Annotated in this window: 27 protein-coding genes; 11 read left to right on the top strand and 16 right to left on the bottom strand. The window is 64.3% G+C overall.

What is annotated here, in order from left to right:
* Positions 1-81 precede the first annotated feature (81 nt).
* The 4 genes from X735_RS138570 to X735_RS138555 all read right to left on the bottom strand — a co-directional run bounded on the left by X735_RS138570 (position 82) and on the right by X735_RS138555 (position 3,043).
* Positions 82-1,170: a D-alanine--D-alanine ligase family protein gene (locus tag X735_RS138570; RefSeq protein WP_023813839.1), complete on the bottom strand. Its 1,089-nt coding sequence runs from the start codon at positions 1,168-1,170 to the stop codon at positions 82-84.
* A 25-nt stretch (positions 1,171-1,195) separates the two neighbouring features.
* Positions 1,196-1,813 carry a C39 family peptidase gene (locus X735_RS138565; protein WP_031213761.1) on the bottom strand — a complete coding sequence of 206 codons (618 nt, stop codon included), beginning with the start codon at positions 1,811-1,813 and terminating at the stop codon, positions 1,196-1,198.
* A 95-nt stretch (positions 1,814-1,908) separates the two neighbouring features.
* Entirely contained in the window at positions 1,909-2,424 is a 516-nt protein-coding gene (locus X735_RS138560; RefSeq protein WP_023813841.1) for a hypothetical protein, read from the bottom strand.
* Positions 2,425-2,614: 190 nt separating this feature from the next.
* A complete protein-coding gene (locus X735_RS138555) occupies positions 2,615-3,043 on the bottom strand; it encodes a VOC family protein (protein WP_023813842.1) in 429 nt (142 codons plus the stop codon).
* 330 nt (positions 3,044-3,373) lie between these two features.
* Between X735_RS138555 and X735_RS02795 the strand changes: the two genes are divergently transcribed.
* Positions 3,374-3,676 (top strand): hypothetical protein, encoded by a 303-nt coding sequence (locus X735_RS02795; RefSeq protein WP_245273301.1) that lies wholly within the window; start codon positions 3,374-3,376, stop codon positions 3,674-3,676.
* Here the strand turns inward: X735_RS02795 and X735_RS138550 are convergent.
* From X735_RS138550 to X735_RS138540, 3 genes are all read right to left on the bottom strand, one after another.
* Entirely contained in the window at positions 3,653-4,852 is a 1,200-nt protein-coding gene (locus X735_RS138550; RefSeq protein ID WP_031213765.1) for a PLP-dependent aminotransferase family protein, read from the bottom strand. The genes X735_RS02795 and X735_RS138550 overlap by 24 nt on opposite strands.
* 140 nt (positions 4,853-4,992) lie before the next feature.
* Complete coding sequence (locus tag X735_RS138545) at positions 4,993-5,445, bottom strand: GNAT family N-acetyltransferase (protein ID WP_023813845.1); 453 nt, start codon at positions 5,443-5,445, stop codon at positions 4,993-4,995.
* A gap of 64 nt (positions 5,446-5,509) precedes the next feature.
* Positions 5,510-6,262 (bottom strand): pyridoxamine 5'-phosphate oxidase family protein, encoded by a 753-nt coding sequence (locus tag X735_RS138540; protein WP_031213766.1) that lies wholly within the window; start codon positions 6,260-6,262, stop codon positions 5,510-5,512.
* A gap of 35 nt (positions 6,263-6,297) precedes the next feature.
* Here X735_RS138540 and X735_RS138535 point away from each other — a divergent pair, with 35 nt between their 5' ends.
* Positions 6,298-7,722: a PLP-dependent aminotransferase family protein gene (locus X735_RS138535; protein WP_023813847.1), complete on the top strand. Its 1,425-nt coding sequence runs from the start codon at positions 6,298-6,300 to the stop codon at positions 7,720-7,722.
* A 50-nt stretch (positions 7,723-7,772) separates the two neighbouring features.
* On the opposite strand, the gene X735_RS138530 is transcribed toward X735_RS138535, so the two are convergent.
* Positions 7,773-8,267 (bottom strand): hypothetical protein, encoded by a 495-nt coding sequence (locus tag X735_RS138530; protein WP_031213769.1) that lies wholly within the window; start codon positions 8,265-8,267, stop codon positions 7,773-7,775.
* Between the two features lie 117 nt (positions 8,268-8,384).
* Here X735_RS138530 and X735_RS138525 point away from each other — a divergent pair, with 117 nt between their 5' ends.
* On the top strand, positions 8,385-8,984 hold the full coding sequence (locus X735_RS138525) for a DUF922 domain-containing Zn-dependent protease (RefSeq protein WP_023813849.1): 600 nt from the start codon (positions 8,385-8,387) through the stop codon (positions 8,982-8,984).
* An 81-nt stretch (positions 8,985-9,065) separates the two neighbouring features.
* Here X735_RS138525 and X735_RS138520 read toward each other — a convergent pair whose 3' ends face one another.
* The gene (locus X735_RS138520) at positions 9,066-10,124 is read right to left on the bottom strand and encodes a Gfo/Idh/MocA family oxidoreductase (protein ID WP_023813850.1); all 1,059 of its coding nucleotides are present in this window, start codon (positions 10,122-10,124) and stop codon (positions 9,066-9,068) included.
* Positions 10,125-10,174: 50 nt separating this feature from the next.
* Positions 10,175-10,879: an SDR family oxidoreductase gene (locus tag X735_RS138515; protein WP_023813851.1), complete on the bottom strand. Its 705-nt coding sequence runs from the start codon at positions 10,877-10,879 to the stop codon at positions 10,175-10,177.
* A gap of 127 nt (positions 10,880-11,006) precedes the next feature.
* On the opposite strand from X735_RS138515, the gene gcvA reads away from it, so the two are divergent.
* The gene (gcvA, locus tag X735_RS138510) at positions 11,007-11,906 is read left to right on the top strand and encodes a transcriptional regulator GcvA (RefSeq protein ID WP_023813852.1); all 900 of its coding nucleotides are present in this window, start codon (positions 11,007-11,009) and stop codon (positions 11,904-11,906) included.
* Here the strand turns inward: gcvA and X735_RS138505 are convergent.
* The gene (locus tag X735_RS138505; protein WP_023813853.1) at positions 11,903-12,364 is read right to left on the bottom strand and encodes an Lrp/AsnC ligand binding domain-containing protein; all 462 of its coding nucleotides are present in this window, start codon (positions 12,362-12,364) and stop codon (positions 11,903-11,905) included. The two genes, gcvA and X735_RS138505, sit on opposite strands and share 4 nt — an antisense overlap.
* Positions 12,365-12,491: 127 nt before the next feature.
* On the opposite strand from X735_RS138505, the gene X735_RS138500 reads away from it, so the two are divergent.
* On the top strand, positions 12,492-13,487 hold the full coding sequence (locus tag X735_RS138500; RefSeq protein ID WP_023813854.1) for an ornithine cyclodeaminase family protein: 996 nt from the start codon (positions 12,492-12,494) through the stop codon (positions 13,485-13,487).
* A 540-nt stretch (positions 13,488-14,027) separates the two neighbouring features.
* On the opposite strand, the gene X735_RS138495 is transcribed toward X735_RS138500, so the two are convergent.
* Entirely contained in the window at positions 14,028-14,645 is a 618-nt protein-coding gene (locus tag X735_RS138495) for an XRE family transcriptional regulator (RefSeq protein WP_023813855.1), read from the bottom strand.
* A gap of 138 nt (positions 14,646-14,783) precedes the next feature.
* On the opposite strand from X735_RS138495, the gene X735_RS138490 reads away from it, so the two are divergent.
* Genes X735_RS138490 through X735_RS138480 form a run of 3 tightly spaced genes read left to right on the top strand, consistent with a single transcriptional unit; the run spans position 14,784 to position 18,762 of the window.
* The gene (locus X735_RS138490) at positions 14,784-15,917 is read left to right on the top strand and encodes an FAD-binding oxidoreductase (RefSeq protein WP_023813856.1); all 1,134 of its coding nucleotides are present in this window, start codon (positions 14,784-14,786) and stop codon (positions 15,915-15,917) included.
* Between the two features lie 55 nt (positions 15,918-15,972).
* Entirely contained in the window at positions 15,973-17,574 is a 1,602-nt protein-coding gene (locus X735_RS138485; RefSeq protein ID WP_023813857.1) for an ABC transporter substrate-binding protein, read from the top strand.
* Positions 17,575-17,577: 3 nt separating this feature from the next.
* Positions 17,578-18,762 (top strand): serine hydrolase domain-containing protein, encoded by a 1,185-nt coding sequence (locus X735_RS138480; RefSeq protein ID WP_245273302.1) that lies wholly within the window; start codon positions 17,578-17,580, stop codon positions 18,760-18,762.
* Here X735_RS138480 and X735_RS138475 read toward each other — a convergent pair.
* A complete protein-coding gene (locus X735_RS138475; protein WP_023813859.1) occupies positions 18,759-19,472 on the bottom strand; it encodes a 3-keto-5-aminohexanoate cleavage protein in 714 nt (237 codons plus the stop codon). The genes X735_RS138480 and X735_RS138475 overlap by 4 nt on opposite strands.
* A gap of 197 nt (positions 19,473-19,669) precedes the next feature.
* Between X735_RS138475 and X735_RS138470 the strand changes: the two genes are divergently transcribed.
* On the top strand, positions 19,670-19,864 hold the full coding sequence (locus X735_RS138470) for a hypothetical protein (protein WP_023813860.1): 195 nt from the start codon (positions 19,670-19,672) through the stop codon (positions 19,862-19,864).
* 54 nt (positions 19,865-19,918) lie between these two features.
* Here the strand turns inward: X735_RS138470 and X735_RS138465 are convergent, their stop codons facing one another.
* A complete protein-coding gene (locus X735_RS138465) occupies positions 19,919-22,036 on the bottom strand; it encodes an EAL domain-containing protein (protein WP_023813861.1) in 2,118 nt (705 codons plus the stop codon).
* 399 nt (positions 22,037-22,435) lie between these two features.
* Between X735_RS138465 and X735_RS138460 the strand changes: the two genes are divergently transcribed.
* Positions 22,436-23,503 carry a phosphatase PAP2 family protein gene (locus X735_RS138460; protein ID WP_023813862.1) on the top strand — a complete coding sequence of 356 codons (1,068 nt, stop codon included), beginning with the start codon at positions 22,436-22,438 and terminating at the stop codon, positions 23,501-23,503.
* Between the two features lie 143 nt (positions 23,504-23,646).
* Here X735_RS138460 and X735_RS138455 read toward each other — a convergent pair whose 3' ends face one another.
* Positions 23,647-24,147, bottom strand: a complete 501-nt coding sequence (locus tag X735_RS138455) for a hypothetical protein (RefSeq protein ID WP_023813863.1) — start codon at positions 24,145-24,147, stop codon at positions 23,647-23,649.
* A 166-nt stretch (positions 24,148-24,313) separates the two neighbouring features.
* Positions 24,314-24,640 carry a DUF1330 domain-containing protein gene (locus tag X735_RS138450; RefSeq protein ID WP_023813864.1) on the bottom strand — a complete coding sequence of 109 codons (327 nt, stop codon included), beginning with the start codon at positions 24,638-24,640 and terminating at the stop codon, positions 24,314-24,316.
* A gap of 173 nt (positions 24,641-24,813) precedes the next feature.
* Between X735_RS138450 and X735_RS138445 the strand changes: the two genes are divergently transcribed.
* A complete protein-coding gene (locus X735_RS138445; RefSeq protein ID WP_023813865.1) occupies positions 24,814-25,506 on the top strand; it encodes a helix-turn-helix domain-containing protein in 693 nt (230 codons plus the stop codon).
* Positions 25,507-25,561: the final 55 nt, after the last annotated feature.

Consider the following 25,561-nt stretch of genomic DNA (forward strand, 5'->3'; position numbering starts at 1 on the left):
CACCTCACTCAACAGGCAATGATCCGGCCCGCGTCGGCCGCTCTCAACGCGCGGAATGGAAGTCAGGCTCGCTCGTTCGGATCAGCGCGCCGCATGCCTGGCCAGCGCGTGCTCGATCAGCACGTCGATGGTTTGGCTGTAGCCGATGCCTGATGCCGCCAGCGCCTTGGCGTACATCGAGATGTCGGTGAATCCGGGAATGGTGTTGACCTCGTTGACGAGCAGGCTGCCATCGGCGCGCAGGAAGAAATCGACGCGCGCCATGGCTTCGCAGCCAAGCGCCTGGAATGCCCGCCGCGCCATATCCCTGGCCTTCTCGGCCACATCGGCCGGGATATCGGCGGGCACCTTGACCAGCGCGCCGTCGGCATCGAGATATTTGGCCTCATAGGTGTAGAAGCCGTGCTTGCCGGCCGGAATGATCTCGCCGGGCAGCGACACCGTCAGCGACCCGTCGGCGCGCTCCAGCACCGAGAACTCGATCTCGCGGCCCTCGACGAATTCCTCGATCAACACTTTGCCGTCGTAGCGGAAAGCCGTGTCGATGGCCTGCTCGAAGCCGTCCCTGTCATTCACCTTGCTGACCCCGAAGGACGAGCCCTGGCGCGCCGGCTTGGCGAAGAACGGCAGGCCGAGCATCCCGGCAATCTCCTGGAAGGAATGCTTGCCGTTTCGATGCACGGTGACGGAGCGGGCAACCGCCAATCCCGCCTCGCGCATCAGCCGCTTGGCGACATCCTTGTCCATGGCGGCGGCCGAGGCGAGGATGCCGCAGCCGACATAGGCGACATCGGCGACCTCGGCATAGCCCTGCACCGAGCCGTCCTCGCCGAACGGCCCGTGCAGCACCGGGAACACGACGTCGATGGGGGGCAGGTCAGGCCGCGTACCATCCGGCGACACGGCAACCAGCCGGCCCTTGCCACCGGGCAGCAGGGCGACCTCTGCAACATACTCGGATACCGGCGCCCCTGCCCCGCCATCGCCGATCGCGGCGGCGCCATCGAGTTGTTGCAGCAGCCACCCGCCGTCTCGCGAAATGGCGATCGGCACGATGTCGTAGCGCGTCCGGTCGATCGCCTTCAGCACATTGGCGGCCGACAGGCGCGACACGTCATGCTCGGCCGAACGCCCGCCATAGAGGATGGCCACTCTTGTCTTACCGGTCATCGAAATCCCTCGACTGTCAAAAAAATCAAATGGCGACGGCAATGCCGCGATTGGCGAAGAAGCGATCGAAATCGGCCGGCGCCAACACTGCGTCTGCCTGTGTGGCGGGGTCATGGCCGGACGGGTTGTGGAAGCGGAAACCCTGGTTGGACGCCGCCGTGACCAGCACCAGATGACCGCCCTTCGAGGGCGGCTCGCGCTCGGGCCAGCGGATCGAACTGCTGACCGACGCGATGAAGAAGCGCGTCCGCCGCATGATCGCCGGAATCTCCGCTGTCGCGATATTGGTCATCACCTCGGCGCGCAGGCCGAAGGCTTCCTTCACGAAGCTGACGAAGGGCGCGTAGATCAGCCCCTTGATCGATCCCCCGTTGACGACATAGCCGCCATATAAGGTGCAGCGCCTGGCAAGCTCGATCGTCGGCACGATCTCGCCGCGGCTGGCCAGGATCATCTTCAGGCACGCCATGCCGCAGATGTTGGCCGCCCAGACCGCATACTCATCGAGGGTTTCCGCGCCCGACCTCCGCCACAGCGGATCGCGCCTGAGCGCAACATCCGCGCCGTCGGCGAGGACGTCCAGCGTCAGGTCGGGCGTCTCCCACTGGCTGAAAAACGGCACGGTTTCAGGCAGCGGGTTCATGCGGTCTCCTCGGGCGGCTGGCTCCCTCTTGTATACGAGGATACGAGATGGATGAAAAGCCGCTTAGGCCCGTTTGGCGAGCCGTGCGCCGCCGCCTACTCGGCCTTCGCCCAACCGAATACCAGCCATGCATATTTCGATTTTTCGTCGGGTTCGACAGTGTAGGTCATCTGCATGTCGCCGTCCTTGGCGTAGATATCCAGCCTGGGCGCCGTCTCCAGCTTGAGCCACGCCGAACTCTTGCTGAAGGACCAGGTTCCGCACCAGACGCAAGGCCCCGACGTCGGATCACCCGGCTGATGAAAATTGTAGCGGCCGTCCGCCGTGATCTCCAGATAGTCGAACGCCCCGTAAAACGCGGTCACCGTCTGCTGGAATTCATTGGCGGCCGCTTCCTGTTCCGGTGTCGGCGCATCCTTCATATCGCGCGGCGGCCGGATGGCCCCACCGTTCAGTTTCCATTTACCGACAAAATCCTTCTGGGTCGGAAGATATTCCTCCTGCGCCTGCGCCGATGAAACATAAGCAAAAGGTGATATACTTGTGAGGCCACCGGCCCCGATCGCAAATAAAAGCGTGGCGGCACAGATCGCCCTTGTTGGGTTTTGCATAAAAAATATATCTCCACGGGGGTAAGGGGAGTTTTATTGAGGATTTTGCAGCGCGCGTTGCTTCGATACCGATTCCCGCTCGCCATTTGCACGGTTAGCATCGTGGCCACCAATCTGGCAACGCAAAGCAGCCTCTCTCTCCAGCATCGCCCCATGCGCCCGCGATCCCGGCCGGCTGAATATCGGCAGCTTAGAAGGTGATCTTCACCGAAGCGGCGCTGCGACTATGGGGGCCGTGATGGACGGCCTCGATGTTGTTGCCATCGGGATCGAGCAGGAAGGCGGCGTAATAGCCGGGGTGATAGGGCCGTTCGCCCGGTGCGCCATTGTCCGTGCCGCCAGCCGCAAGCCCGGCCTTGTAGAAGACATCGACCATGGCGTGATCCCTTGCCTGGAAAGCCAGGTGATGGCGGCCGGTGAGTTTTCCCTGTGCGGCCGGGCTGTCGGCAGTGGAGACAAACAGCTCGTCGGCCCAGAAAAAGTCGGCGCCGCTGCCGCCAATCGGGACATCGAGCGCCTGCAGGACCGCCTCGTAGAAACGCCGGCTGGCCGCAAGGTCCCCGACCACCAGTTGGATGTGGTCGATGAGCCGGCCGCGATGCAATTCCTGGGTTTCCATGAAAACGCCTCCTCGTGTGGGTTCGAATTTAGGTTCGGACAGGGCGTCGTCAATGCGGATACTCCTTCCGTCCAGCAAACAAAAGGCCCGCTGGGAGGGGATCCAGCGGGCCTTTGGAAAGCATGTCTAGCCTTCAGAGGTCTGAGGGGGGATCAGACCTAGTAAGAACCTTTGTTGGCCGCGGAGGTTCCACCCGAACAAAAAAATTGCCGATGGCCGGTCGAAACCGCGGAATTCGAGCGGTGGAGGCGATTTCTTTCGCGAGACCACTCTCAGTTTGGAACTTTCCGCTCGCAACCGGGTTTGGTGGCGCGGTGGGAGGAATTGCGATTGGATTGTTTTCAGAGGCTCGAAGCGCTTGTCGACAGCGCCGGTGTCGACGATATCGAGGAAGCAACCGCTCTGCTGCGCCGGTTCAAGGGCAGGTCGCGCGAGGTCGCGGCAGCCATAGATGAGTTCATGCTCGATTTCATGACGTTGGTCTTCGTCGTCGAAAACGGCGAAGAAGGTTTCGAAAAGCCGGTCCGCAAGCTCGCTCGCACCAGGCTTTCAAAGCTTGAGCGGCTGGTGACTGTAATGGCGGAGGCAAAGCCGGCTTCCGGCGCCGGCCTATCCCTTCAGGATGGCGGCTAGCCTGGGAATGCCTTCGCTCACCGCGCGCCGGTCGGCGAGCGTGAAGGACAGCCGCAGCGTGTTGCGCCCGGTGCCGTCGGCATAAAACGCGCTGCCCGGCACGAAGGCCACCCGCGCCTCCTTGACCGCCCGCGCCAGAAGCTCGGTGGCGTCGGCCCCTTCCGGCAGCGTCACCCAGACGAACATGCCGCCTTCCGGATGGCTCCAGGTCACGCCTTCCGGCATGTGGGCTTCCAGTGCAGAGAGCAGCCCGTCGCGGCGCTCGCGATAGGCGCCGATGAGTTTTTCTACCTGGCCGTCGAACACGGCTTCGGCGACGCGATGCATCACCACCTGGTTGATCGACGGGCTGTGCAGGTCGGAGGCCTGCTTCATCAGCACCAGCTTCTCGACGATTTGGCGCGGCGCGCACACCCAACCGACCCGCATGCCCGGCGACAGGATCTTCGAGAACGAGCCGCAATAGAGCGTGCGCGCCTTGTCGATACCGCCGGACCTGATGCAGTCGAGCGCCAGGATCGGCGGCTCGCCTTCGCCGTCATAGCGCAGCGCGCGATAGGCGGCATCCTCGATGACGGCGATGTCGAGTTCGCCGGCGAGGTCGAGCACCGCCTCGCGCTGCTCACGGTTCAGCGTGTTGCCGGTCGGGTTGGCGAAATCCGGCACCAGATAGGCGAATTTGGCCTTGCCGCCATTTGCAGCCGCCGCCGCGCGATAAGCATCGGGCGTCATGTTGCCGCCGGCCGGGGTCAGGCGGTCGTAGCGAGGCTCATAGGCGTTGAAAGCCTGCAGCGCGCCCAGATAGGTCGGCCACGTCACCAGCGCGGTATCGCCCGGCGACAGGAACAGTTTGCCGAGATAATCCAGCGCCTGCTGCGAGCCGGAGGTGATGAAGATATTGGCCTCGTCACAGGCGACGCCAAGCTTGCCCATCTGCCCGGCGAGCCAGCGCCGCAACGGCAGATAGCCTTCCGAGACCTGGTACTGCAGCGCCGCACCCGCCTCGGCGCCGCCCAGCACCGAAGCATAGGCGTCGCGGATCGCCTCGGCCGGGAACAGCGCCGGGTCGGGAATGCCGCCAGCAAACGAGATGATGTCGGGCTGGTCGAGCAGCTTCAAGAGTTCGCGGATTTCCGACGCTTTCATGCGCGACGAGCGCGAAGCCAACAGATTCATAAGGGTCACGACACGCCTCCCCAGACGCTGCAATATAGGTCAACTTGGCTGACCTATATCAGTCTTTGCCGGCGCTTTGAATAGGGCTGAAAGCCGTCCGCTATGCGCCAGCCGCTGTCCGGGCGGGACGGGGCGGGAAACTACAAGGTTCTCTTATAGCCGAGATGGCTGCCGGTGAAGCCGAGGCTCTCATAGAAGCGGTGCGCGTCAGCGCGCGACCTGTCGGTGGTCAACTGGACGAGGCCGCAGCCGCGCACCCGGCACGCATCGATCGCCCATTCGATCATCAGCCTGCCGACGCCCCCCGAGCGCCGGTGGCCGGCAACCCGAACCGCCTCGATCTGCCCGCGCCACGCGCCCTTGCGCGAGAGCCCGGCAAGGAAAGAAATCTGCAAGGTGCCAATCACCTCGCCGCCCTCGACAGCCACCGCCAGCAGTTGACTGGGATCGGCGTCGATGGCGTTGAAAGCATCGACATAGCCTTGCGCCAGCGGCAAGGAAGCGTCCTCGCGGCCGGCGCCAAGCGGATCGTCGGCCAGCATCGCGACGATATCAGGCAGGTCGGAGGCCTGCGCACGGCGGAAGGTGATCATGGTGTCGAGATATCGCGAGGCGGCGGCAGCGGCAAGATTTGAATACGCTCCCACTAGGCGCTGGCTAAACTTCGCCCTCATACGCCAGCTGCGCCTGCGTCAGCGCGTCATCAAGTCTCGCACCCTCGGCATATCTAGCCAGATTCTGCGGCCGCTCCACACCGGGCAGCAGCCTCGGACACGGCTCGGTGGCGCCGACCACCATCCGCACCGGGATGACGCCGGCCCACACCGGATGCCCGTAATCCTCCTCGTCGTCGCCGACGCCCTTGGCGCGCACTTTGGCCGACGCCTCCTCGATGCGCATTCCGATCACCATCGTCGCCTTGGCCTCCTGCACCGAGATCGGCCGCAAGGTCTCGCTCCGGCCGGGATAGAAGCGGTCGACGACTCCGGCCAGCGCCTTCAGTTTCTCATCAGGTTCGTCGATGATCCGCGCCGTGCCGAAACACATCGCCGAGCGGTAATTGGCGGAATGGTTGAAGCCCGAGCGCGCCAGCACCAGCCCGTCGAGATGCGACACCGTCAGACACGCCGGCGTGCCGCCGCGCAGATAGCGCAGCATGCGGCTGGCCGACGAGCCGTGCCAGTAGAGCATGTCGTCCTCGCGCCAGTGGATGGTCGGCGTGCAATAGGGCTGGCCGTCGAACGTATAGGCGACATGGCACAGAAGCCCGGCATCCAGCACCGCGAAGACTGCCGCATGGTCGTAGCTGCCGCGCTCGTGCAGGCGCTTGACGCGGTTGCGGCTGGTGGTCGGAAAGCTGGCTGGCGTGTCGTTCACGGCTTGCATCCTTGGTTGTTGTCTGCCAACCATGCGCCATGACATTGGTTGATAAAAGAACCAATCCGATGAAGAAAAAACAGACCAATTTGCCGGATTGGTCGGCGCTGATCCCGGTCCTGCCGGGCGACGGCCCGCGCAGCCGCGAGCTTTATGCGGCGCTCAGGCGGCTGATCGAGACCGGCGCGCTGGCCGCCGGGGCCAAATTGCCGACCACCCGGGATCTCGCACAGCGCTTCGGCCTGTCGCGTTCGGCGGCGGTTGCCTGTTTTGAAATCCTGGTCTCGGAAGGCTTCGCCGTCGCCAGGATCGGTGCCGGAACCTTCGTCGCGCCTGACGTGCCGCATCTGCCGACAACACTGGTCAAGGCGCGTCCGCCGGAGATCGACGCAGCCACCTCGCTGCCCTGCGGCCTTGGCGTGGCGGTGTCCGATCCGCGCACGCTTGATTTGTTTCGCATCCTTCTGTCGCGCCACCTCGCTCGCCCCGGGCCGGAGCATTTCCGCTATGGCGATCCCCGTGGCGGCCTGCCGCTGCGCACGGCAATTGCCACCTATCTCAGGACCGCACGCGGCGTGCGCTGCGACGCCGGCCAGATCGTGCTGACTTCGGGCACGCAGCAGGGGCTGGATCTTCTGGTGCGCGCCGCGCTCAGCCCCGGCGATGCCGTCTGGATCGAAAACCCCTGTTACCCGATGGCGCAGGCCGTGCTGGCCGGCAGCGGCGCCAGGGTTTTTGGGGTACCGGTCGACGCGGAAGGGCTCGATCCCGAGATCGGCGAAAGCCTGTGCTCCAAGGCGCGCGCGGCCTATGTCACGCCCTCGCATCAATATCCGCTCGGCGTGACGATGACGATGCGCCGCCGTCTCGCTTTGCTCGACTGGGCGCGGCGCAACGATGCCTGGATCATCGAGGACGACTACGACAGCGAGTTCCGCTATGCCGGCCCACCGCTGACCTCGCTGCAGGGCATGGACGGTTCAGACCGTGTCGCCTATCTCGGCACCTTCTCGAAAATCCTCTTCCCCGGCCTGCGCATCGGCTATGTCGTGGTGCCCGAAGCGCTGCTCGATGCCGTGATGGCGGTCAGGGCGCGCTCCGACCGCTTCCCCTCGACGCTGGCCGAAGGCGCGCTGACCGACCTGTTGAACGAAGGCCATTTCGCCGCGCATCTCCGGCGCGTGCGCCGCCGCGTCCAGGCCGCGCGCGACGTCCTGGTCGCCGGCCTCGAGGCGCATTGCGGCGATGCCCTCGAAGTAACCGTGCCCGAACAGGGGCTGCATTTGATGGCGACGCTGAAGGACGCCGGGCCGGACACCGCGATCGTCGAGGCGGCGAAGGCGGCGGGTGTCGGCGCCAGGGCCTTGTCCTCAATGTTCATCGGCGGGGCGCCCCGGCAAGGTCTGGTGCTGGGTTTTTCGGGGTTTTCGGACGAGGAGTTGATGGCCGCGACGGTGCGACTGGGTGGGGTGGTTCGGCAGCAAGCCCGGTGAGCCAACGAGAACCGCCTCATTGGTGCGCCGGCATCGAACTGTAGAGCCCCTCAATCCCCCTCCGCTGGCCCGGCCTTGCCGCACTGCGCCAGCACCTTGCCGATGGCCGCACTGGAGCCCTTCAGCGGAAAGCTGATCTCGCCATATTTGGCTGAACTGACCGACACATCGCCCTTCCCTCGCAGCAGGTCGAGCAGCGGATCGGCTTTCGCCAGATTGACCACGAAGTAGTTGTACATGGCCTCCAGCTGCAGCGTCTTCGTTACCGTCTTGCCGTCGGCCTTGAACGCGAACGAACCGCTGATGCCAGGCTCCAGTTGCTGGCCGGTGGCACCGAGATCGTAGCTCAGCACCGGCGTGTCGAAACAGGTCAGCATCAGATGCGCATCGCCTTTCGGCCCGCCGCAGACCGAGGCGGTCAGCACGCTGCCGCCCTCGTCTTCCTCCATCTTGGCGCTCCAGCCACCGCACGACGCGGCAAACGCCGGCTGCGCGGCCTGCAGGACCGCAACCGCACCGACGACGACGAGATGTCCAGCTCTCATGACTCCCCCCAATTGACTGCCTCCAGGGCATTTGCAGCGCCCGTCGGCAGCATATAGGAAAAGCGATCCGATGGCATGCCCGTTGCGGCAACCAGTCCTGTTTCGCGGAGAGTTGGATTGAAAGCCTGCGTTCGCCTGTGTCTGTCCTTTGCCGCCCTGCTGGCCTCGCCGCTCACCGCTCATGCCGAGTGGAAGCCGGTCGAGAAGATCGAGCCCTACGCGATCTCGGGCCGGTCCGGCGCCGAACTCTACCGCTCGATCGGCGAGAAAGGGCCAAAGCTCGGCATTGCCCGTGCCATCGCCTACACCAATTTCAAGCTGACCTGGGGGTTAAGGGACTACCGGCCCAGGGGCAAGGACTGCGTGCTGACGGCCGGGCGGCCGAAGCTGATCGTCACCTACACCTTGCCAAAACCCTCCGGCTCCCTGCCGCCCGCCGTCCAGAAGAACTGGGAAACCTTCATCGCCGGCGTCGCCGCCCATGAGAAGGTGCATGGCGCCAGCATGGTCCAGATGGTCCACGATATCCAAGCCGCTACGGACGGCCTGACCGTCGCCGACGATCCCAAATGCAGCAAGACAAGGGCCGAGGTGGTCAAGCGGCTCGACGCGATTTCGAAGGCGCGTGTGCAGGCAAGCCGAGATTTCGACCGCGTCGAATTCGGCGATGGCGGCAATTTGCAGAAACTGGTTTTTTCGCTCGTGACCGGCCCCTGACTGGCGCAGCCTCCAATCCGAAGTTGGCGGCAGTGCTATCTCGACCGCTGGCGCCCGCGCTCTCCGCCGCTTCGCCCCAGCTCACCGCGTTTCCGCACTCGCCCGCAGCTCCGCGCGCTTCTCGTCCGATACCACTGCCAGATCCAGCACCTGCTGCAATTCGGCGGCATGGCGGAAGGACGGTTCGGCTTGCACGCCGGATCGCACTGCGTCAGTGAAACGCTGGTAGTTGGTCGGCACCGTGCCGGCGTCGAGCTCTTCCCATATAGCGTTCTCGACGTTTTCGCCGATGCAGGCCTTGAGCGTCGAACCATCGAGATTGTGCACCACTTCGATGCCCCCCTTCTCGCCATAGATGCGCAGACGCAGCTCGTTGAGATGGCCTGTTGCCCAGCGGCTGGCATGCACCACGCCGAAGGCGCCGTTGGAAAAGTCCAGCGTCATGGCGAAGCTGTCATTGGCGTCGAGCCCGTAGTCGCCGATGCGGTTGCCGGGCGCCTTGTCGAAGGCGCGCAGCCGGCAGAAGACATGGTCGATGTCGACCGCGGCGCCATAGCTGGCGAAATCGAGGATGTGGATGCCGACATCGCCAAGCACGCCATTCGAGCCGTGGCCGCGCGACAGGCGCCACAGCCATTTCGGATCGGTGCGCCAGTCGCCCCAGAATTTCGACACCAGCCAACTTTGCAGATAGGACGCCTCGACATGCCTGACCATGCCGATCTCGCCCGCCTGCACCATCTGGCGAGCCTTCTGCAGCGCGGCGACGTTGCGATAGGTCAGGTTCACCATGTTGACGATGCCGGCGGCCTCGGCGGCGTCGGCCATCTCGGTCGCCTTGCCGAAGTTTTCGGCCAGCGGCTTCTCGCACAACACCGGCTTGCCGGCGGCGATCAGCGTCATGGTGGTCGGGTGATGGATGCGGTCGGGCGTGACATTGGCCACCGCGTCGAACTCGCCCCATGCCAGCGCCTCATCCAGCGCGGTAAAGCGGTTGGGAATGTCAAAGCTGTCGGCGAACTCGCCGACCCGGGCCGGATCGACATCGACCGCGCCGACAATGTCGACGCCGTCGATGGCGATGAAGCGCCGCGCATGTTCCTGCGCCATCCAGCCGGTGCCGAGTATCAAAAGCCGCATTCTTTGCTCCTTGGGGTGAGATGCCGGAGTCCCCCTCCCGATCGACGCCCTCAAATAGCGCGGATAATGCCGCCGTCGACCCGGATGTTCTGGCCGGTGATATAGCCGGCGCCTTCCGAAGCCAGGAAGGCGATGGTCGCGGCGATCTCTTCCGAGGTGCCGTAGCGCTGCATCGGCACGCTGTCGCGGCGCTCCTCGGTGGCCGGCAGGCTGTCGATCCAGCCGGGCAGCACATTGTTCATGCGTACATTGTCAGCGGCATAGGTGTTGGCGAAGATCTTGGTGTAGGCGGCAAGCCCGGCGCGGAACACGGCGGACGTCGGGAACATCGGGCTCGGCTCGACCACCCAGGCGGTCGAGATGTTGATGATGGCGCCGCCCTTCTGCTTGACCATCTGCGGCGCCACGATGCGCACCGGACGGATGACGTTCAGCAGATAGACATCCATGCCGGTGTGCCATTGCTCGTCGGTGATTTCGAGGATCGGCGCGCGCGGCCCGTGGCCGCCGCTGTTGACCAGCACGTCGATGCGGCCAAAGCGCTCCAGCGTCAGGTCGACGAGGCGCTGTAAATCTTCATTGGATTGGTTGGAGCCGGTGACGCCGAGCCCGCCCAATTCCCCAGCCAGCGCCTCGCCTTTTCCGGAAGACGAAAGGATGGCGACCTTGAAGCCGTCCGCCGCCAGCCGCTTGGCCGCCGCCGCACCCATGCCGCTGCCGCCGGCCACCACCACAGCTACTTTTTCTACACTCATCGGATTTTCCTCTCAGGGTTGGCGGGCACCGCAAACGGTGTTTTCGGGAGTTGAACGTCGATATAGCTGGTTTTCCACACCGGTTCGAACCAGAATGCTTGAAATCAACCTGTAGAAAAACTCCTGCATGCCCGAAGCCTTCCTCAGCCTGCCGCCATTGAATGCGCTGCGCGCCTTCGAAGCCTCGGCGCGTCATCTCAACTTCCGCATCGCGGCCGAGGAGCTGAACGTCACTCAAGGGGCGGTCGCCCAGCACATTCGCGGGTTGGAAGCCGATCTCGGCACAAAGCTGTTCGAGCGGCTGCCGCGCGGTCTGGCGCTGACCGATGAGGGCCGCGCCTATGTGCCCAACATCCGCCGCGCCTTCGACCTGATCTCCGAGGCGACGCTGCTGTTGCGTCCCGAACCGGCGCGGCTGACGGTCAGCGTGACGCCAAGCTTCGCCACCAAATGGCTGATCCCGAGGCTGCACGACTTCGTCGCGCACAACCCGCTTGTCGACCTGCGCGTTCTGGCCAGCGAGAGCCTGTCGAGCTTCCAGGCCGATGGCGTCGACATCGCGGTGCGCCAGGGCCGCCCACCCTTCGGCGCCGGTCTGGTCGTCGACCTGCTGTTTCCCCAGCAGATCATCGCCGTCTGCAGCCCGGCCTTGCTGCAGGAAGATGCTGCTGAAATCGCAGCCTCCGAAATCCAGCACCATGTGCTGCTGCACGATGCCCACAATCTGTGGCCGGAATTCATGGAGAAAGCGGTCGGCTTGAAGATGACGACCGAATTGAAACGGATGCGCTTCAACCAGACGGGCCTCGCCATCGACGCCGCCGTCGCCGGCCAGGGCATTGCGCTGGCCAGCCGCTTCCTCGTCGCCGCTGATCTCGCCACGGGCCGCCTGGTTCAGCCCGTCAGCGGCGAAATGCGCGGCACGCAGGATTTTTATGTCGTGATGCCGAGAAAGCAGCGGCACCCGGAGCCGACGCAAGCGGTGCGGCAATGGCTGCTGGATGCGGGGGAACGGCCGCCGGTCTAGATCGGCAGCAGGGCGTCGGGCTTCACATTGGCGATCGAGGCGTAGGTGTGCGTTTCCCGCACCCCGGGCAGCGGCAGGATGACCCGCTGCAAAAAATCCTGGAACATCGCCATGTCGGCGATGCGCGCCTTGACCAGATAGTCGAAGCCGCCGACCACCATGTGGCATTCGATGATCTCGGGCGCCCGCAGAACCGCCTCGGCGAAGCGGTCGAAGACATGCGGCGCCGTGTGGTCGAGCCGCACCTCGATGAAGACGAGCTGCGCCTGCCCGATCCGAGCAGGATCGAGCACCGCGCGCACGGCGCGGATGAAGCCTTCGGCGAACAGCCGCTTGACGCGCTGCGTCGCCCCGGTCGGCGACAGGCCGACCCGCCGCGCCAGATCGAGCGTCGTGCGGCGGCCGTCCTCCTGCAACAAACGCAGCAGCGAGCGGTCGATACGGTCGAGATCGTCCATTTCAGGATTCACGCTTTGTGAGCCGGGCACGCGTGATAGTCACGCCAAAATAACGAAAACAGCATATTTCATCACGCTGATAGATCGCAATACCGTTGTCGTGCAACCCATAACGAAAGCGGATTCCATGACATCAGCGATATCGACCTCCCGCAGCGCCCAGGCCAAGGGTGACACGCCCGTACTCATCCTGAGCGAGGCCGAGGTGAAAACCTGCATCGACCTGCGCCAGCTTCTCGACGTGCTCGCCGGCGGCTTCAAGGCCTTGTCCGGCGGCAAGGTGGTCAATCCGGCACGGCCGCAGCTCGACATTCCGCAGGTCGGCTATTCGCTGGCGATGTCGGCATGGATGGCAGGCATGCATCTGACGGTGAAGATCGTCAACGTCTTCGAGGGCAACGTCGCCAGAGGCATCCCCAGCCACCTCGCCACCATCCATCTGTTCGATCCGCAGACCGGCATGCCGGTCTGCGTCATGGACGGCACCTACATCACCGCCGTGCGCACCTCCGGCTCCGCCGTGCTCTCGGTGCGTGAACTCGCCCGCCGCGACGCCAAGGTCGCGACGGTGGTCGGCGCCGGTGTGCAGGCCGGCCAGCATCTCAATCTTCTGCCGCTGGTGCGCGACTTCACCGAGATCCGCGTCGTCTCGAAGGAATTCGCCGATGCGCAGGCGCTTGCCGCGCAGCATCCCGGCGTCGTCGCCGTCGCCGATATCGAGGCCGCGGTGCGTTCGTCCGACGTCGTCTGCCTGGCAACGCATTCCTATGCGCCGGTGATCTCGGCCGACTGGGTGCGGCCCGGCACTCACATCTCATCGGTCGGCGTCGCCCCGCCCGGCGGCGAACTGCCGGTCGAGCTTATCGGCAGGGCCAGCCTGTTCGTCGAGACCAGGGAGGCCTTTGCCCCGACGCCGGTCGGCTCCTGCGAACTCGCTGACCTCGATCCGCAAACCGGAACCGAGCTCGGCGACATGCTGCTCGGGCGGCGGCCGGGACGGGTTAGCGCCGATCAGGTCACCGTCTACAAGGCCATGGGCGTTGCTATGGAGGACATGGTGGCGGCCGATCTCGCCTATCGCGAGGCGGTTCGGCGGGGAATGGGGCGTGTGGTTGCGATGTAGTGGGGGCTCAATTGTCGAAGCCAGCGCCGCCCGTCAATAGGATCGTCCTTCTCCCCGTTTACAGCAGGGCTATCGCATATGGATTCTTGCGAGGAAGAACCCCCACCCTAACCCTCCCCACAAGGGGGAGGGAATGCTGCCGCGTGCCTTTAATTCTTGTTGGCGCCGAAAAGACAGGCGATTCTCTTGGGTCAGCGCCAACGGAAGTCTCCCTCCCCCTTGTGGGGAGGGGTTAGGGGTGGGGGTCCGTGCCGGGCAGACATCTCANGGATTCTTGCGAAGAAGAACCCCCACCCTAACCCTCCCCACAAGGGGGAGGGAACGCTGCCGCGTGCCTTTAATTCTTCTTGGGCCGAAAGACAGGCGACTAGCCTGGGTCAGCGCAACGGAAGTCTCCCTCCCCTTGTGGGGAGGGGTTAGGGGTGGGGGTCCGTGCCGGGCAGACATCTCAGGAATTCCATATGCGATAGCCCTGCCCTTGCGGGGAGAAGATGGCGGCAGCCAGATGAGGGGCGGCGCAGCCATCGAGAATGTTAGTCCCTACCCCTCCACCGTCTCCAGCACGCTCAGCAGCGTGCCTTCCATATCAGGCTCGTCGCCGGAGCAGACGCACAGCATCTCGGCGTCGCCCTCGCCGACCGAGAGGTAGGCATGACCCATGGTGGAATCGATGTAGACGCTGTCGCCCTGTTTCAGCCGCACCGGCGCGTACTGGTCGGTGTGCAGTTCGATCTCGCCCTTGAGCACGATCAAAAATTCCTCGCCGGCATGCCTGGTCAGCGGGCCGAATTCCTGCGGCGTGCGGGCGCGTGCATAGGCGTGGATCGGCACCATGCGCTTGCGCACCAGATCGGTGGCCAGATAGCGGTAGTCGTAGTTGCGGGTCAGCTGGCGCAGCGTGTTGGACTGCGAAGTCACCGAACGACGGGTGCGCGCGGCCGGCTGCTTGCGGTCGCCGCTCAGCAGCTCGGTGACATGGATGCCCAGCCCCTCGCAGATCTGCAGCAGCTTGTCGTAGCTCAGCGACATCTGGTCGTTCTCGACCTTGGACAGCGTCGACACCGCGACGCCGGTCAGCGTGCTGACCTCCTGCAAGGTCCAGCCATGCGTTTTCCTCAAGCCGCGCAGACAATCACCGAGGTTCGGTTGCTCCGACATCGTCAGCTCCGTTGCGCGGCCCCATCGAGCCGCCAGTCCACCCTAGGTAGTCCAACTCTCTGCCGCCATCAACAACACCAACAATTTTCTTATACGCTAAATATTGACTGGATACGAAATTATTTCTACCCCTAGGGCATGCAGTCCAAGTCTCTCCAAAAAATCGTCGTCATCGGCGGCGGCATTGCCGGCCTTTCGCTGGCGGCGGCCGTGCAATCCTGGGCCGAGATCACCGTGCTCGAGCGCGAGCCGCATCTCGGCTACCACGCCAGCGGCCGCTCCGCGGCGCTGTTTTCCGAAACCTATGGCAATGCGCTGGTGCGGGCGCTGTCGCTGGCCAGCCGACAGGCGATCATCAATGGCGGCTTCGCCGCCCACCGGCGCGGCGCGCTGCACGTCGGCGGTGTCGAAGACAGTGCAGCCGTCGACCGCATGGCGGCCGAGATGCAGGCGCTGGTGCCAAGCGTGCGGCGCCTGTCAGCAACAGAAGTCACCGCGCTGGTGCCGGTCATCGCCACGGCAACCACCTGCGGCGGCGTGCATGAACCCGGCGCGCTCGATGTCGACACGGGAAAGATGCTTGCGGCTTCAGCCTCCGCGCTCAAGGCCGGCGGCGGCGTGATCCGCACCGGCGAGGAAGTGCTGGAGATTTCCCGCGTCGCAAACGGCTTCAGCGTCACCACCAGTGCCGGCGCCTACCAGGCCGACATCGTCGTCGACGCCGCTGGCGCCTGGGTCGATGTCGTCGCCGGGCTGGCCGGTCTCTCCGGTCTCGGCTTCCGGCCCAAGCGCCGCACCGCCTTCCTGTTCGATCCGCCCGCCGGCACGGACATCAGCGCCTGGCCGCTGGTGGTCGATTTGCATGAACAATTCTACTTCAAGCCCGATGCCGGCAGGCTGATCGGCTCGCTGGCCGACGAGACCGATTCCGAACCCTGCGACGCCTATCCGGAAGACATCGACGTCGCGATCGCCGTCGACCGCATCGAACAGGCGACGTCGCTGCGCATCGGCCGTCCGTCGACGCCCTGGGCGGGCCTGCGCACCTTTTCGCCTGACCGCACGCCGGTCATCGGCTTCGACCCTCGCCTGCCCGGCTTCTTCTGGCTTGGCGGCCAGGGCGGCTACGGTTTCCAGGTGTCGCTGACGCTGGCGCGGCTGGGCTCAGTGCTGCTACGCGGCCAGCCGCTGCCGGACGATCTCACGGCACGCGGAATCACGTCCGCCGCGCTTGCGCCCAACCGTTTCATCACCCCGGCGGCGACGCCATGAACATCACCGGCCTGCCCTTCCCTCAACCCGTAAAGTGTCATCAGGAGCGTTTGCGATGAAATCCGTTCTGCGCGCAGTGCTTACCTCGTCCCTGCTGGCCTCATCCGTCCTTCTCGGCGGACAGGCCTACGCCAAAACCCTGGTCTATTGCTCGGAAGCCAATCCCGAGACCTTCAACCCGGCGATCGGCACGGCGGACTCCACCATGGATGCCGCCGCCAAGACGATCTTCAACCGGCTGGTCGAGTTCAAGCCTGGCACGACCGAGGTCGGGCCGGCGCTGGCCGAAAGCTGGGAGGTCTCAGCCGAAGGCAAGATCTACACATTCCACCTACGCCACGGCGTGAAATTCCAGTCGAACGACCACTTTACACCGTCGCGCGAGTTCAATGCCGACGACGTGCTGTACACCTTCAACCGCCAGCGCGACGCCAGCAATCCCTACCACAAGCTCGGCGGCGGCGCTTACGAGTATTTCAACGCACTGGGCATGGGCACGCTGATCGACAAGATCGACAAGGTCGACGACCACACCGTGCGCTTCACGCTGACGGCTGCCAATGTCACCTTCCTGCCCGGCATTGCGCTCGACTATCTCTCTATCCTGTCGTTGGAGCAGACCGAAAAGATGGTCGCCGCCGGCACGCCGGAATTGATCGATAGCGAGCCCGTCGGCACCGGCCCGTTCGTGCTGCAGGCCTATGTCCCCGACAGCCAGATCCGCTACGCCGCCAACAAGGATTATTGGCGCGGCCCGCCGAAGATCGACACTCTGGTCTTCGCCGTCACGCCCGAACCGACCACGCGCGTCGAGCGTCTCAAGGCCAACGAGTGCCAGGTCGCCGCCCCGCCCCCGCCAAGCGCCGTCGCCGATTTGCGCACCGATCCCGACATCACCGTGCTCGACCTCAAGGGTCAGAACATCGGCATTCTCGGCTTCAATGTCGAACATCAGCCGCTCGGCGATGTGCGCGTGCGCATGGCGCTGGCCAAGGCCGTCGACCGCAAGGCGATCGTCGACGCCGTCTATGCCGGCGCCGGCACGGTCGCCGGCAGCGTCGTGCCGCCGGCGCAGATCGGCGCCGTCACCGATGCCGGCATCGACTATGACCCGGATGGCGCGAAGGCGCTGCTGAAGGAAGCCGGCCACGAGAGCGACCTGAAAATCAGCCTGTGGGCGATGCCGGTATCGCGGCCCTACAATCCCAACGCCAAGCGCATGGCCGAGATGATCCAGGCCGACTGGGCGAAAGTCGGCGTCAAGGCCGAGATCGTCAGCTTCGAATGGGGCGAATATCTCAAGCGCACCGCGGCGGGCGAACAGGACGCCTACCTGCTCGGCGGCAGCAGCGACAATGGCGACCCCGACAACATGCTGAGCTATCTGCTGTCTTGCGACGGCGTGAAGGGCGGCTCCAACCGCTCGCGCTGGTGCGACAAGGATTTCGAGAAGCTGCTGCAGGACGGCCGCGTCGCCGCCGATCCGAAACAGCGCGCCGACATCTATGCCAGGGCGCAAGCGATCCTGAAGGTTGAGGTGCCGGTGGCGCCGATCGCCCATTCGGTGGTGGCGATCCCGATCCGCAAGAGCGTGCTCAACTACGTGCTCGACCCCTTCGGCCGGCAGAACTTTGCCGATGTCGATATGGCGGAGTGAAGCTTGGCGACCCTGCCCTCGGGCTCGGCCCGAGGACGCACCGACATCATCTATGAAACCAGCAATTTAGCGGCGAAAGCAGAATCCATGCGTGAAGACCTGAACGCCCTCCTCAAGACCTATCTCACCGATGGCGCGGTAGGCGCATCACTCGCATACTCCACTGGCGCCGCACCAACCACCCTGACCGCCGGCCTAGCCGACCGGGAGCATGGCATTGCCGTCTCGCCTGAACGCCTGTTCAAGATCGGCAGCTGCACCAAGACCTTCGTTGCCGCGGCCCTGGCCAAGCTCGCCCAGGACGGCAAGCTCGATCTCGGAGCGCCGATCTCCGGCTGGTTTCCTTACCTGCCGGAAGCAAAAGACATTTCGGTGCGCCAGTTGATCAACCACCGCAGCGGCCTGCCGGAGTTCGAATATTACATTCCGATGGATCCGAGCCGGCAATGGACGCCGCGGCAACTGGTCGACATAGCCTTCGCTTCCGACAAGCAGAAGGCGCCGGGCGGACCCGCCGTCTACAACAACACCGGCTATGTGCTGGCCGGCATGGTGATCGAGGCGGTGACAGGCCAGTCGCTGGGCGGCTATGTCAGAAGCGCGGTGCTGCAGCCGCTCGGCTTGGAGAATACCTGGTCGCCGGCCACCGAAGCCTTTCCGGAAAAGTCGATGGTGCGTGGCTACTACCACCGCCCCCCGCCGCCGGCGAATGCGCCCACCGACATCGCCTCCGGCGGCGAGATGTGGCGCATGGACGGCGTGCTGCGCTACTCCGACGAATTGCAGGATTCTTCCGATTCCTTCCCGTTCGGCGCCGCTTATGGCTGCGGCGACATGGTGTCGACGCCGTCCGACATGGTGAGCTTCATGCGCGGTCTCTTTTCCGGCAGAGTGCTGTCGCCGCCGTTCTTCGCCGAGATGTTCGAACACCGCGTGCCAGCGAGTTTTCCGGGCACCCGCATGCGCGAGACCGGCGCCGGCATGTTCCAGAGCGCCTACGCCAACCGCGCCTTTTACGGCCACCAGGGCAGTATCCCCGGCTACGTCGCCGTCATGCTGCATGACCCGATCTCAGAGCTGACCATCGCCATGACCAGCAATGTCGGCTCCGGCAACCGACTGTCCTTCCAGGCTAGCGGCTTGCATCCGGTGGTGGATAAGGCGATCCAGATCATTCTGGAAAACTAGCCGCGAAAGATCGCCACGGCGGCAGCGATGATCGCCGCGTTATCCTTCGCCACAGTTCCATCGGCGAGCGTCTTGCCGTCTTCCAGGCCGACCCGTGTCGACCAGCGCTTGCGATACGCAAGCTCGACGAGGGGCCAGACAGTTGTGTCGACGCCATGCAGCAGGATCGACCGCCGCACCCCTGCGCGATCGAGCACCGTGGCGATGCCGTGTGCCTCGTCGAGTGCCACGGACAGATCCGGGATGTCGATCTCGATCAAGATGCGCAGCACCCGGTCGTGGTCGGGAAGCGCCACGAAGCGCTCAGCGTCGGCGACGGTGGCAAGCCCGGCCTCGATGCCGACGCCACGCTGGCGCAACAGCTCCATCACGCGAGGCGCATCCACCTCCGACAGATTGACCGATGCATAGTCGGGCAGTTCCCGCCAGCCGGAGATCGCCGCACGGGTCCGCTCGACATCGTTCTCGATCCAGGCGCCCGTCGACACGCCTATAAGCGTGCCCGGACAGGCCTGACGCAACGCCAGCACGGTGGCATCGACGGCCGCGAGGCTTTCGCGCCCGTCAAGGCCGCGCGGGTGGATGTGCAGTTCGGAGGCACCCGCGGCGACGCAGGCGGCGGCATCGCCGGCCATCGCCTCGGCAGTCAGCGGTAGCGCGGGATGGAAATCGCGCGGACGCGCGCCGTTGATGCAGGCCTGGACGATCATCGGTCTCACCTCGGACAAGGGAGCCGACAGTCTAGTCGCGCGGCAAGGCACCGCAAAGAGTTGGGTGGCGTCACTCCTGACAGCGCATCTGCCGCGCCCTGTTTCTGCGGCATTTGAATAAAAGCCGCTTGTGGATATTTACCCGGCGTTCCCTCGTCTCCGGCAAGGTCTTCTAGGGCGGGATCATGGAGGGACCATTGACCAGCGATTTTTCAGCCGCCCGCATCCACCTCGAACGCGCCTATCATTATCTGCAAGGCAACGACGAGACGAGTCGCACGGCCTGTGAAGCGCTCGATCTGTTGATCGAAGCGGTGACGGAGGCGCAGCACAGGCGACCCGAGGCTGGAGTGCTGGAGTTTCCGCAATCAACGGCGCGGCGAACCGGATAGACTGTGGCGAGTTTCAGGTCAGTCCGGCCTGGCCTGAAACTCGCCGCACCCGGATCACGATGCCTTGCGGGCCGCCGCTCCCTTGGTCGCACGCACGACAATCCGCTCCAGCGGCTCCGGCCGGTGCAGCAAAAATCCCTGGCCGAAGGCGACGCCCATGTCGCTCAACATGGCCAGCGTGTCCTGCCGTTCGATCTTCTCGCCGACCACGTCACAGCCGAGGCTGCGGGCGATGCTGGTGATGGCCAGCACGATCTCGCGGTCGAAACGGCTTTGCGTGATGTGCTCGATGAAGGAACCGTCGATCTTGATCGCGTCGACGGGGAACCGCCGGAGATATTCGAACGAGCTCATACCAGCGCCGAAATCATCGAGGCTGACCCGGCAGCGCCGCTCGCGCGCCTTGCGCACAAACTGTTCGGCGGCGTCGAAATTGGTGACGGCGGCGGTTTCGGTGATCTCGAAGCCGATGCCCGAATGCGGCGCCCCGGTTTCTTCTATGACGTTGTCCACGAAGTCCCAAAGCTGCGGGTCGCTCAGCGTCTGCGCCGACAGATTGAAGCCAAGCGTCAACGCCCCCGAACGCAAGGCGGCACCATGCCGCGACAGCGCGGTGCGGATGATCCAGCGGTCGAGCCGCGACGCGATGCCGAACCGCTCGGCCACCGGAATGAACTCGCCGGGTGGCACCAGCCGGCCGTTGCGGGCGGCGAGCCTGGCCAACACTTCGACATGGCGGCTTTCCAGCCAGGGACGGCCCAGCCGATGGATTTCCTGGCCAAACAGCTTCAGCCTCCCGTCTTCCATGGCATCGACCGTATCGGCGACGACGCGCGCCGCGTTTAGGCCACCCGAACCCGATGCCGTATCGGTGGAGAAGACGGCAAATCGGTTTCGCCCGGCGGCCTTGGCCGCGTAGCAGGCGTCGTCGGCGCAGGCCAGCGCGTCGGCCACCGTCGTGTTGGCGTCATCGACGAAAGCGATGCCGATCGAGGCCGCCAGCTTGCGCGACTTGGCCGTCGATCCTAGTTCGGCATCGCGAACGGCTGCAAGTACCGCGTCGGCCAGCCGCCCGGCCTGCGCCGTATCGCAATTGGGCATCAGCAGCGCGAACTCGTCACCGCCCAGGCGCGCGGCATGCGCCGTCGAGGGAAGGCAGCCCAGAATGCCTTGGGCAACGCTTTTCAGTGCCAGGTCGCCGGCCGCATGGCCGGCAAAATCATTGAGCGCCTTGAAGTAGTCGAGATCGACATAGAACACGGAGAGCGGCAGCCGCTGCGCGGCCGCGATATGATCGGCCAGCAGCCGGTCGAACGCGGCACGGTTCCAGAGACCGGTGAGCGCATCGTGGCGGGCCGCATAGGCAAGTTCCTGCTCACGCTGCTTGTCTTCGGTGATGTCGCGCACCGTGCCCAGGATCTGCCCCGCCAGCCGGCGGTCCGGGATTTGCGGGTCGGCGATGAAACGCAGCAGGGATTCTATGTGCCGGACCTCTCCGTCGCGTCGGACGATGCGGTATTGCACCGCGGTGACCTTGTCCGTTTCGAGCGGCACCAGATGTGCGCGCGACGCGGCCTCCTTGTCGTCCGGATGCAGATAGCCGAACCAGTGGTCGCGCTCGACTTCGGCGGTGTCGGAGACAAGTCCGAAAATCTCCCTGGTGCGTTCGTCCCAATAGCTTTTGCCGGTGGCGAGGTCGTGGTGCCAGATGCCGGTACCGCTGGCGGCGAGCGCCAGGCGGAAGCGCACATTGACCTGCTCGAGTTCGGCTTCTGCGGCTTTCTGCTTGGAGATGTCGGTCTGCACACCCATCAGCCTGAGCGGCTTTCCCATCGCGTCGCGCTCGACGACGCCGCCGCGATCGAGCACCCACACCCAGTGTCCCTGCTTGTGCTTCAGCCGCAATTCGGTCTCGATGGTGTCGGTCAGGCCGGCAATGTGGCGGTCGCCGCTGGCCAGCGCCCGCTCGCGGTCGTCAGGATGGGTCAGTTGCAGCCACAGGTCGCTGGTGTCGGCAAGTTCGCTCTCATCGTAGCCCAGCATCCGCGCCCAGGTCGCGGAATAGAAGCAGTCGCCGGTCACAAGATCCCAGTCCCAGACGCCAAGATGGGCGCGCTCCAGGGCCTTGGCCCAGAACGTTCCATTGCGACTTTTCTTGCCCTGACGCGCCATCGTCTGCTTCGCCTGCTCCACCGCGGGGCAATCTGCGGCAAAACCAGAGAAGAAACAGTTACCGCGGCGATGGCGGGCTGCTTTGTTGGCTCCCCGCCTGCCGCCTCTGCTCTTCGATTGGCCGGCAAGAACCGGAGTTTCGCATCGGCCGGATCTTCCTAGTCATGGCTCCAGGTCATCGGCCAATCCGATGATCCCGGGATCATCGGCGGCGCCGATGATCGCGTTGCAGAGACAAAGAGGACGGCGCAACGCTTTCGTAAACAGACTCTTTGCCAACAAGCATTCTATCGCTCTAATATTTAGAGATCTATTTGCCCACAAGTGTAACCTGATGGTAATATATCGCCTGCGAAATAATCCAATTATTTTTTTGGACAACTGGCGGGACGTCCTTCGATGAGTGAGCACACAGGTCAGCGCGGCAACAATCGCCGCCCAGCTGCCATCCTTGACCTCGACATCGCGACAACCAGGAGCGGCTGGCTGCTGGTTGCCTTGTGTCTGATCTATGCCATGACCGCTGTTTGCCTGCAGCCGGACCGCTACCTGCATCTGGCGCAATCCTATGCCAAGCCGTTCGCCTTTTTCCTGCCCGCGCTTCTGGCGGCGGGCCTTGGTGTGGCGGGGCTGGCATTTGCCCGGCATACGCCGACGAGGTTCATCCTCGGCGTACTCAGGCACCGCTGGCTTGCAGCCGCACCCGTCATCTTCTTGTTCTTTCTCGGCGTCACCGCATTCACCACCTTGAAGGCCGCCATCCCGGACATGGTGCCGTTCTACGCCGACCGCGCCCTGGCGGACCTCGATCTTCGGCTGCATGGCGCGGATCCCTGGACATGGGCGCACAGCATCGTTTCCGAACCGGTGTCGGTCGCCATTTTCGCCGGCTATGGATATGGCTGGCTTCTGCAATGGTTCGGCGCCGTGCTCTTCGTCGCCTTCTGGAACAATCCGGTCGGGCGTTTGCGCTACCTATGGGCATTCGCGCTGACCACGATGCTGTGCGGCACCGTTCTTGCGACCCTGCTGTCGTCCGCCGGCCCGATATTCCACGACCAAATCTACGGCGGCGACCGGTTTGTCGCGCTGCAGGCCGCCCTGGCGCAGAGGGGCTACGGCGCGTCGGTCCATCTGTACGCCGATTATCTGTTTACAGCCTACCAGAGTGGCCGCCCGGAACTCGGCGGCGGCATCTCGGCCATGCCCAGCATGCATGTTGCGATCGCCACGCTCAACGCATTCTTCCTGGCCCAATTCGGCCGCCGGTGGGCAATCGCCGGCTGGTCCTTCGCGGCCTTCATCCTGTTCGGTTCGGTTTACACCGGCTGGCACTATGCCGTGGATGGCTATCTCTCGATTCTCGTGGTGTCCCTGCTCTGGTACGTGACGGGACGCTTCGTCTTGCCGCAAGCGAGCCGGGATACCGCCGAGGTGGGATTGGCGATCCCGGATCAAGCGGCATAAAGACCGTACCTGCCTGACGCCGCGAGGAGCGCCAGCGGCACGCACCTCCCCGGCTTTTCCTCGCCGAAAGCGGCCGCTGGGCCGGAGCTGCCAACTGTCACGGAGGGCGACCAGGCGGCATTGACGCCGCCTGGCTTCATTGCTTACTGGCTCGGCGCCATCGTGTGTTCGCATGACACTTTCGGGTTCATGTCGGCGAAAATGCCGGTCGGGTTGCCCTTCCAGGCCCAGACATGCAGTTCGTAGAATTCGCCCAGGCCATAGCGGTTGGGCGCGCTGTTGAAATTGAACAGCTGTCCGTCCAGCGACGCCGGCCCCTTCGAGGTGATGTATTCGACCGCCACCAGTTGCAGCGTGCCGTCGGCCATCGGCTCGTACATCACGGCCTCAGGCCGGGCGATATCGATCTTGTCGTCCTTCAGATATCCGCCGTTGACATAGTGGATGCCCATGGCGCCGCCGGTGATGCCGCTGGCGCAGGGAATGGGCGCATAGCCCTCTGATGTAGCGGCCTTGACGTCGAGAAACCGGCTGTTGGCAGCCCGCACCTTGTCAGCCAGCGGATTGGGGACGGACGCAAGCGCGGCCGCTTCCTGATGCGCCTGTGCGAAGCTGGTGCAGACGGCCAGCATGGCCCCGGCCATGACAAGTCTGCAGCGAAAATTTGGCCTGTTGAGAAAGTTCGATATCATCTTCATTCTATTCTTCTTGAAAAAGCACAGCTGGCCGGCCGCCGAAAATACGGAGGCCCGGCAGGCAAGCGCTGTGACTGTTGTTGCTTGGAGATCCCGAAAACGATGCCAGGAATGGTCATCCCTTTGGCAGATACGGGATCGTTCCGGCCAGATCGGTGTTGTCGATCATCTGGAAACGGCTGTCGCTGCCGCCCTGACGGGCCGAAACGAAGGGCGCATAGGCCGGATCATTGGTGAAGGCGCGCGCCGCCGCTTCCGACGGGAACGCCATCAGCGCGATCAGCGTGGTGTCGAGCGGCTTGCCTTCGAGCGTCTTCACATTGCCGCTGCGCGACAGATATCTGCCGCCATGCTTGTGTACGAGGTCGTGCACCGATGCGGCATAGGCCGGCACCCATTGCGGGTCGTTTATCTTGATGTCTGCGATAACGTAAGCGGTCATGATAGTCTCCTGATTGCGGCGCACAGGGTATCCCGTGCAACCGGCCAAGGGCTCGCATGGCAAGGCGCTCGCCAACCAGTCCGCGATCTGTACTGGGGTAGTACAGTTTCCGTACTGGCCGCCTCAATCATGAAGGCCTAATGTTCGACCCAAGTTGGAGGAGAGGCACAATCATGACCCAGCACGGATACAAACAGTTCTGCCCGCTATCGATGGCCGCGGAGGTGCTGTGCACCCGCTGGACGATGGTGCTGATGCGCGAATTGGTGGCGGGTTCGACCCGCTTCAACGACCTGCGCCGCGGTGTCCCCAAAATGTCGCCAACCCTTCTGTCGCAACGGCTGAAGGAGCTTGAGATCGCCGGGATCGTCGAGCGCGGGGAGGTCCGGGGCGAGAAGGGGATCTTCGATTATCGGCTGACGGAGGCCGGCCGCGATTTGCGCCCGGTCGTCGAGGCGATGGGCTTCTGGGGGCAGAAATGGGTCGAGTCCCGGCTGTCGCTCAAGAACCTCGATCCGTCATTGCTGATGTGGGACATGCGGCGCAATTTGAACCCCTCGCCGCTGCCCGAGGGACGCACGGTGATACAATTTCTGTATCAGGACCTGCCGGCGTCCAAACGGTCATGGTGGCTGATCGTCGAGAAGCACGGCGAGGTCGATCTGTGCTGGTACGATCCGGGTTTCGACGTCGACCTCTACGTCTCGACCGACCTGCACACGATGACGGCGATCTGGATGGGATTGCTGACCGTCGAGAAGGCCGGTGCGAAGGTTGCCCTGACCGGCGACCAGGCCATCGGCAGGAAGATGCAGACCTGGCTCGGGCTCAGCCCGTTTGCGATCGAGCCCAAGCGCGCGGCGTAGGAGAACCGGCGGGAGGTTGTCAGGAAACGGGTGGCGGGGCCTTCTTCCAGCGGCT

The organism is Mesorhizobium sp. L2C084A000 (assembly GCF_000502875.1).
Taxonomy (GTDB): domain Bacteria; phylum Pseudomonadota; class Alphaproteobacteria; order Rhizobiales; family Rhizobiaceae; genus Mesorhizobium.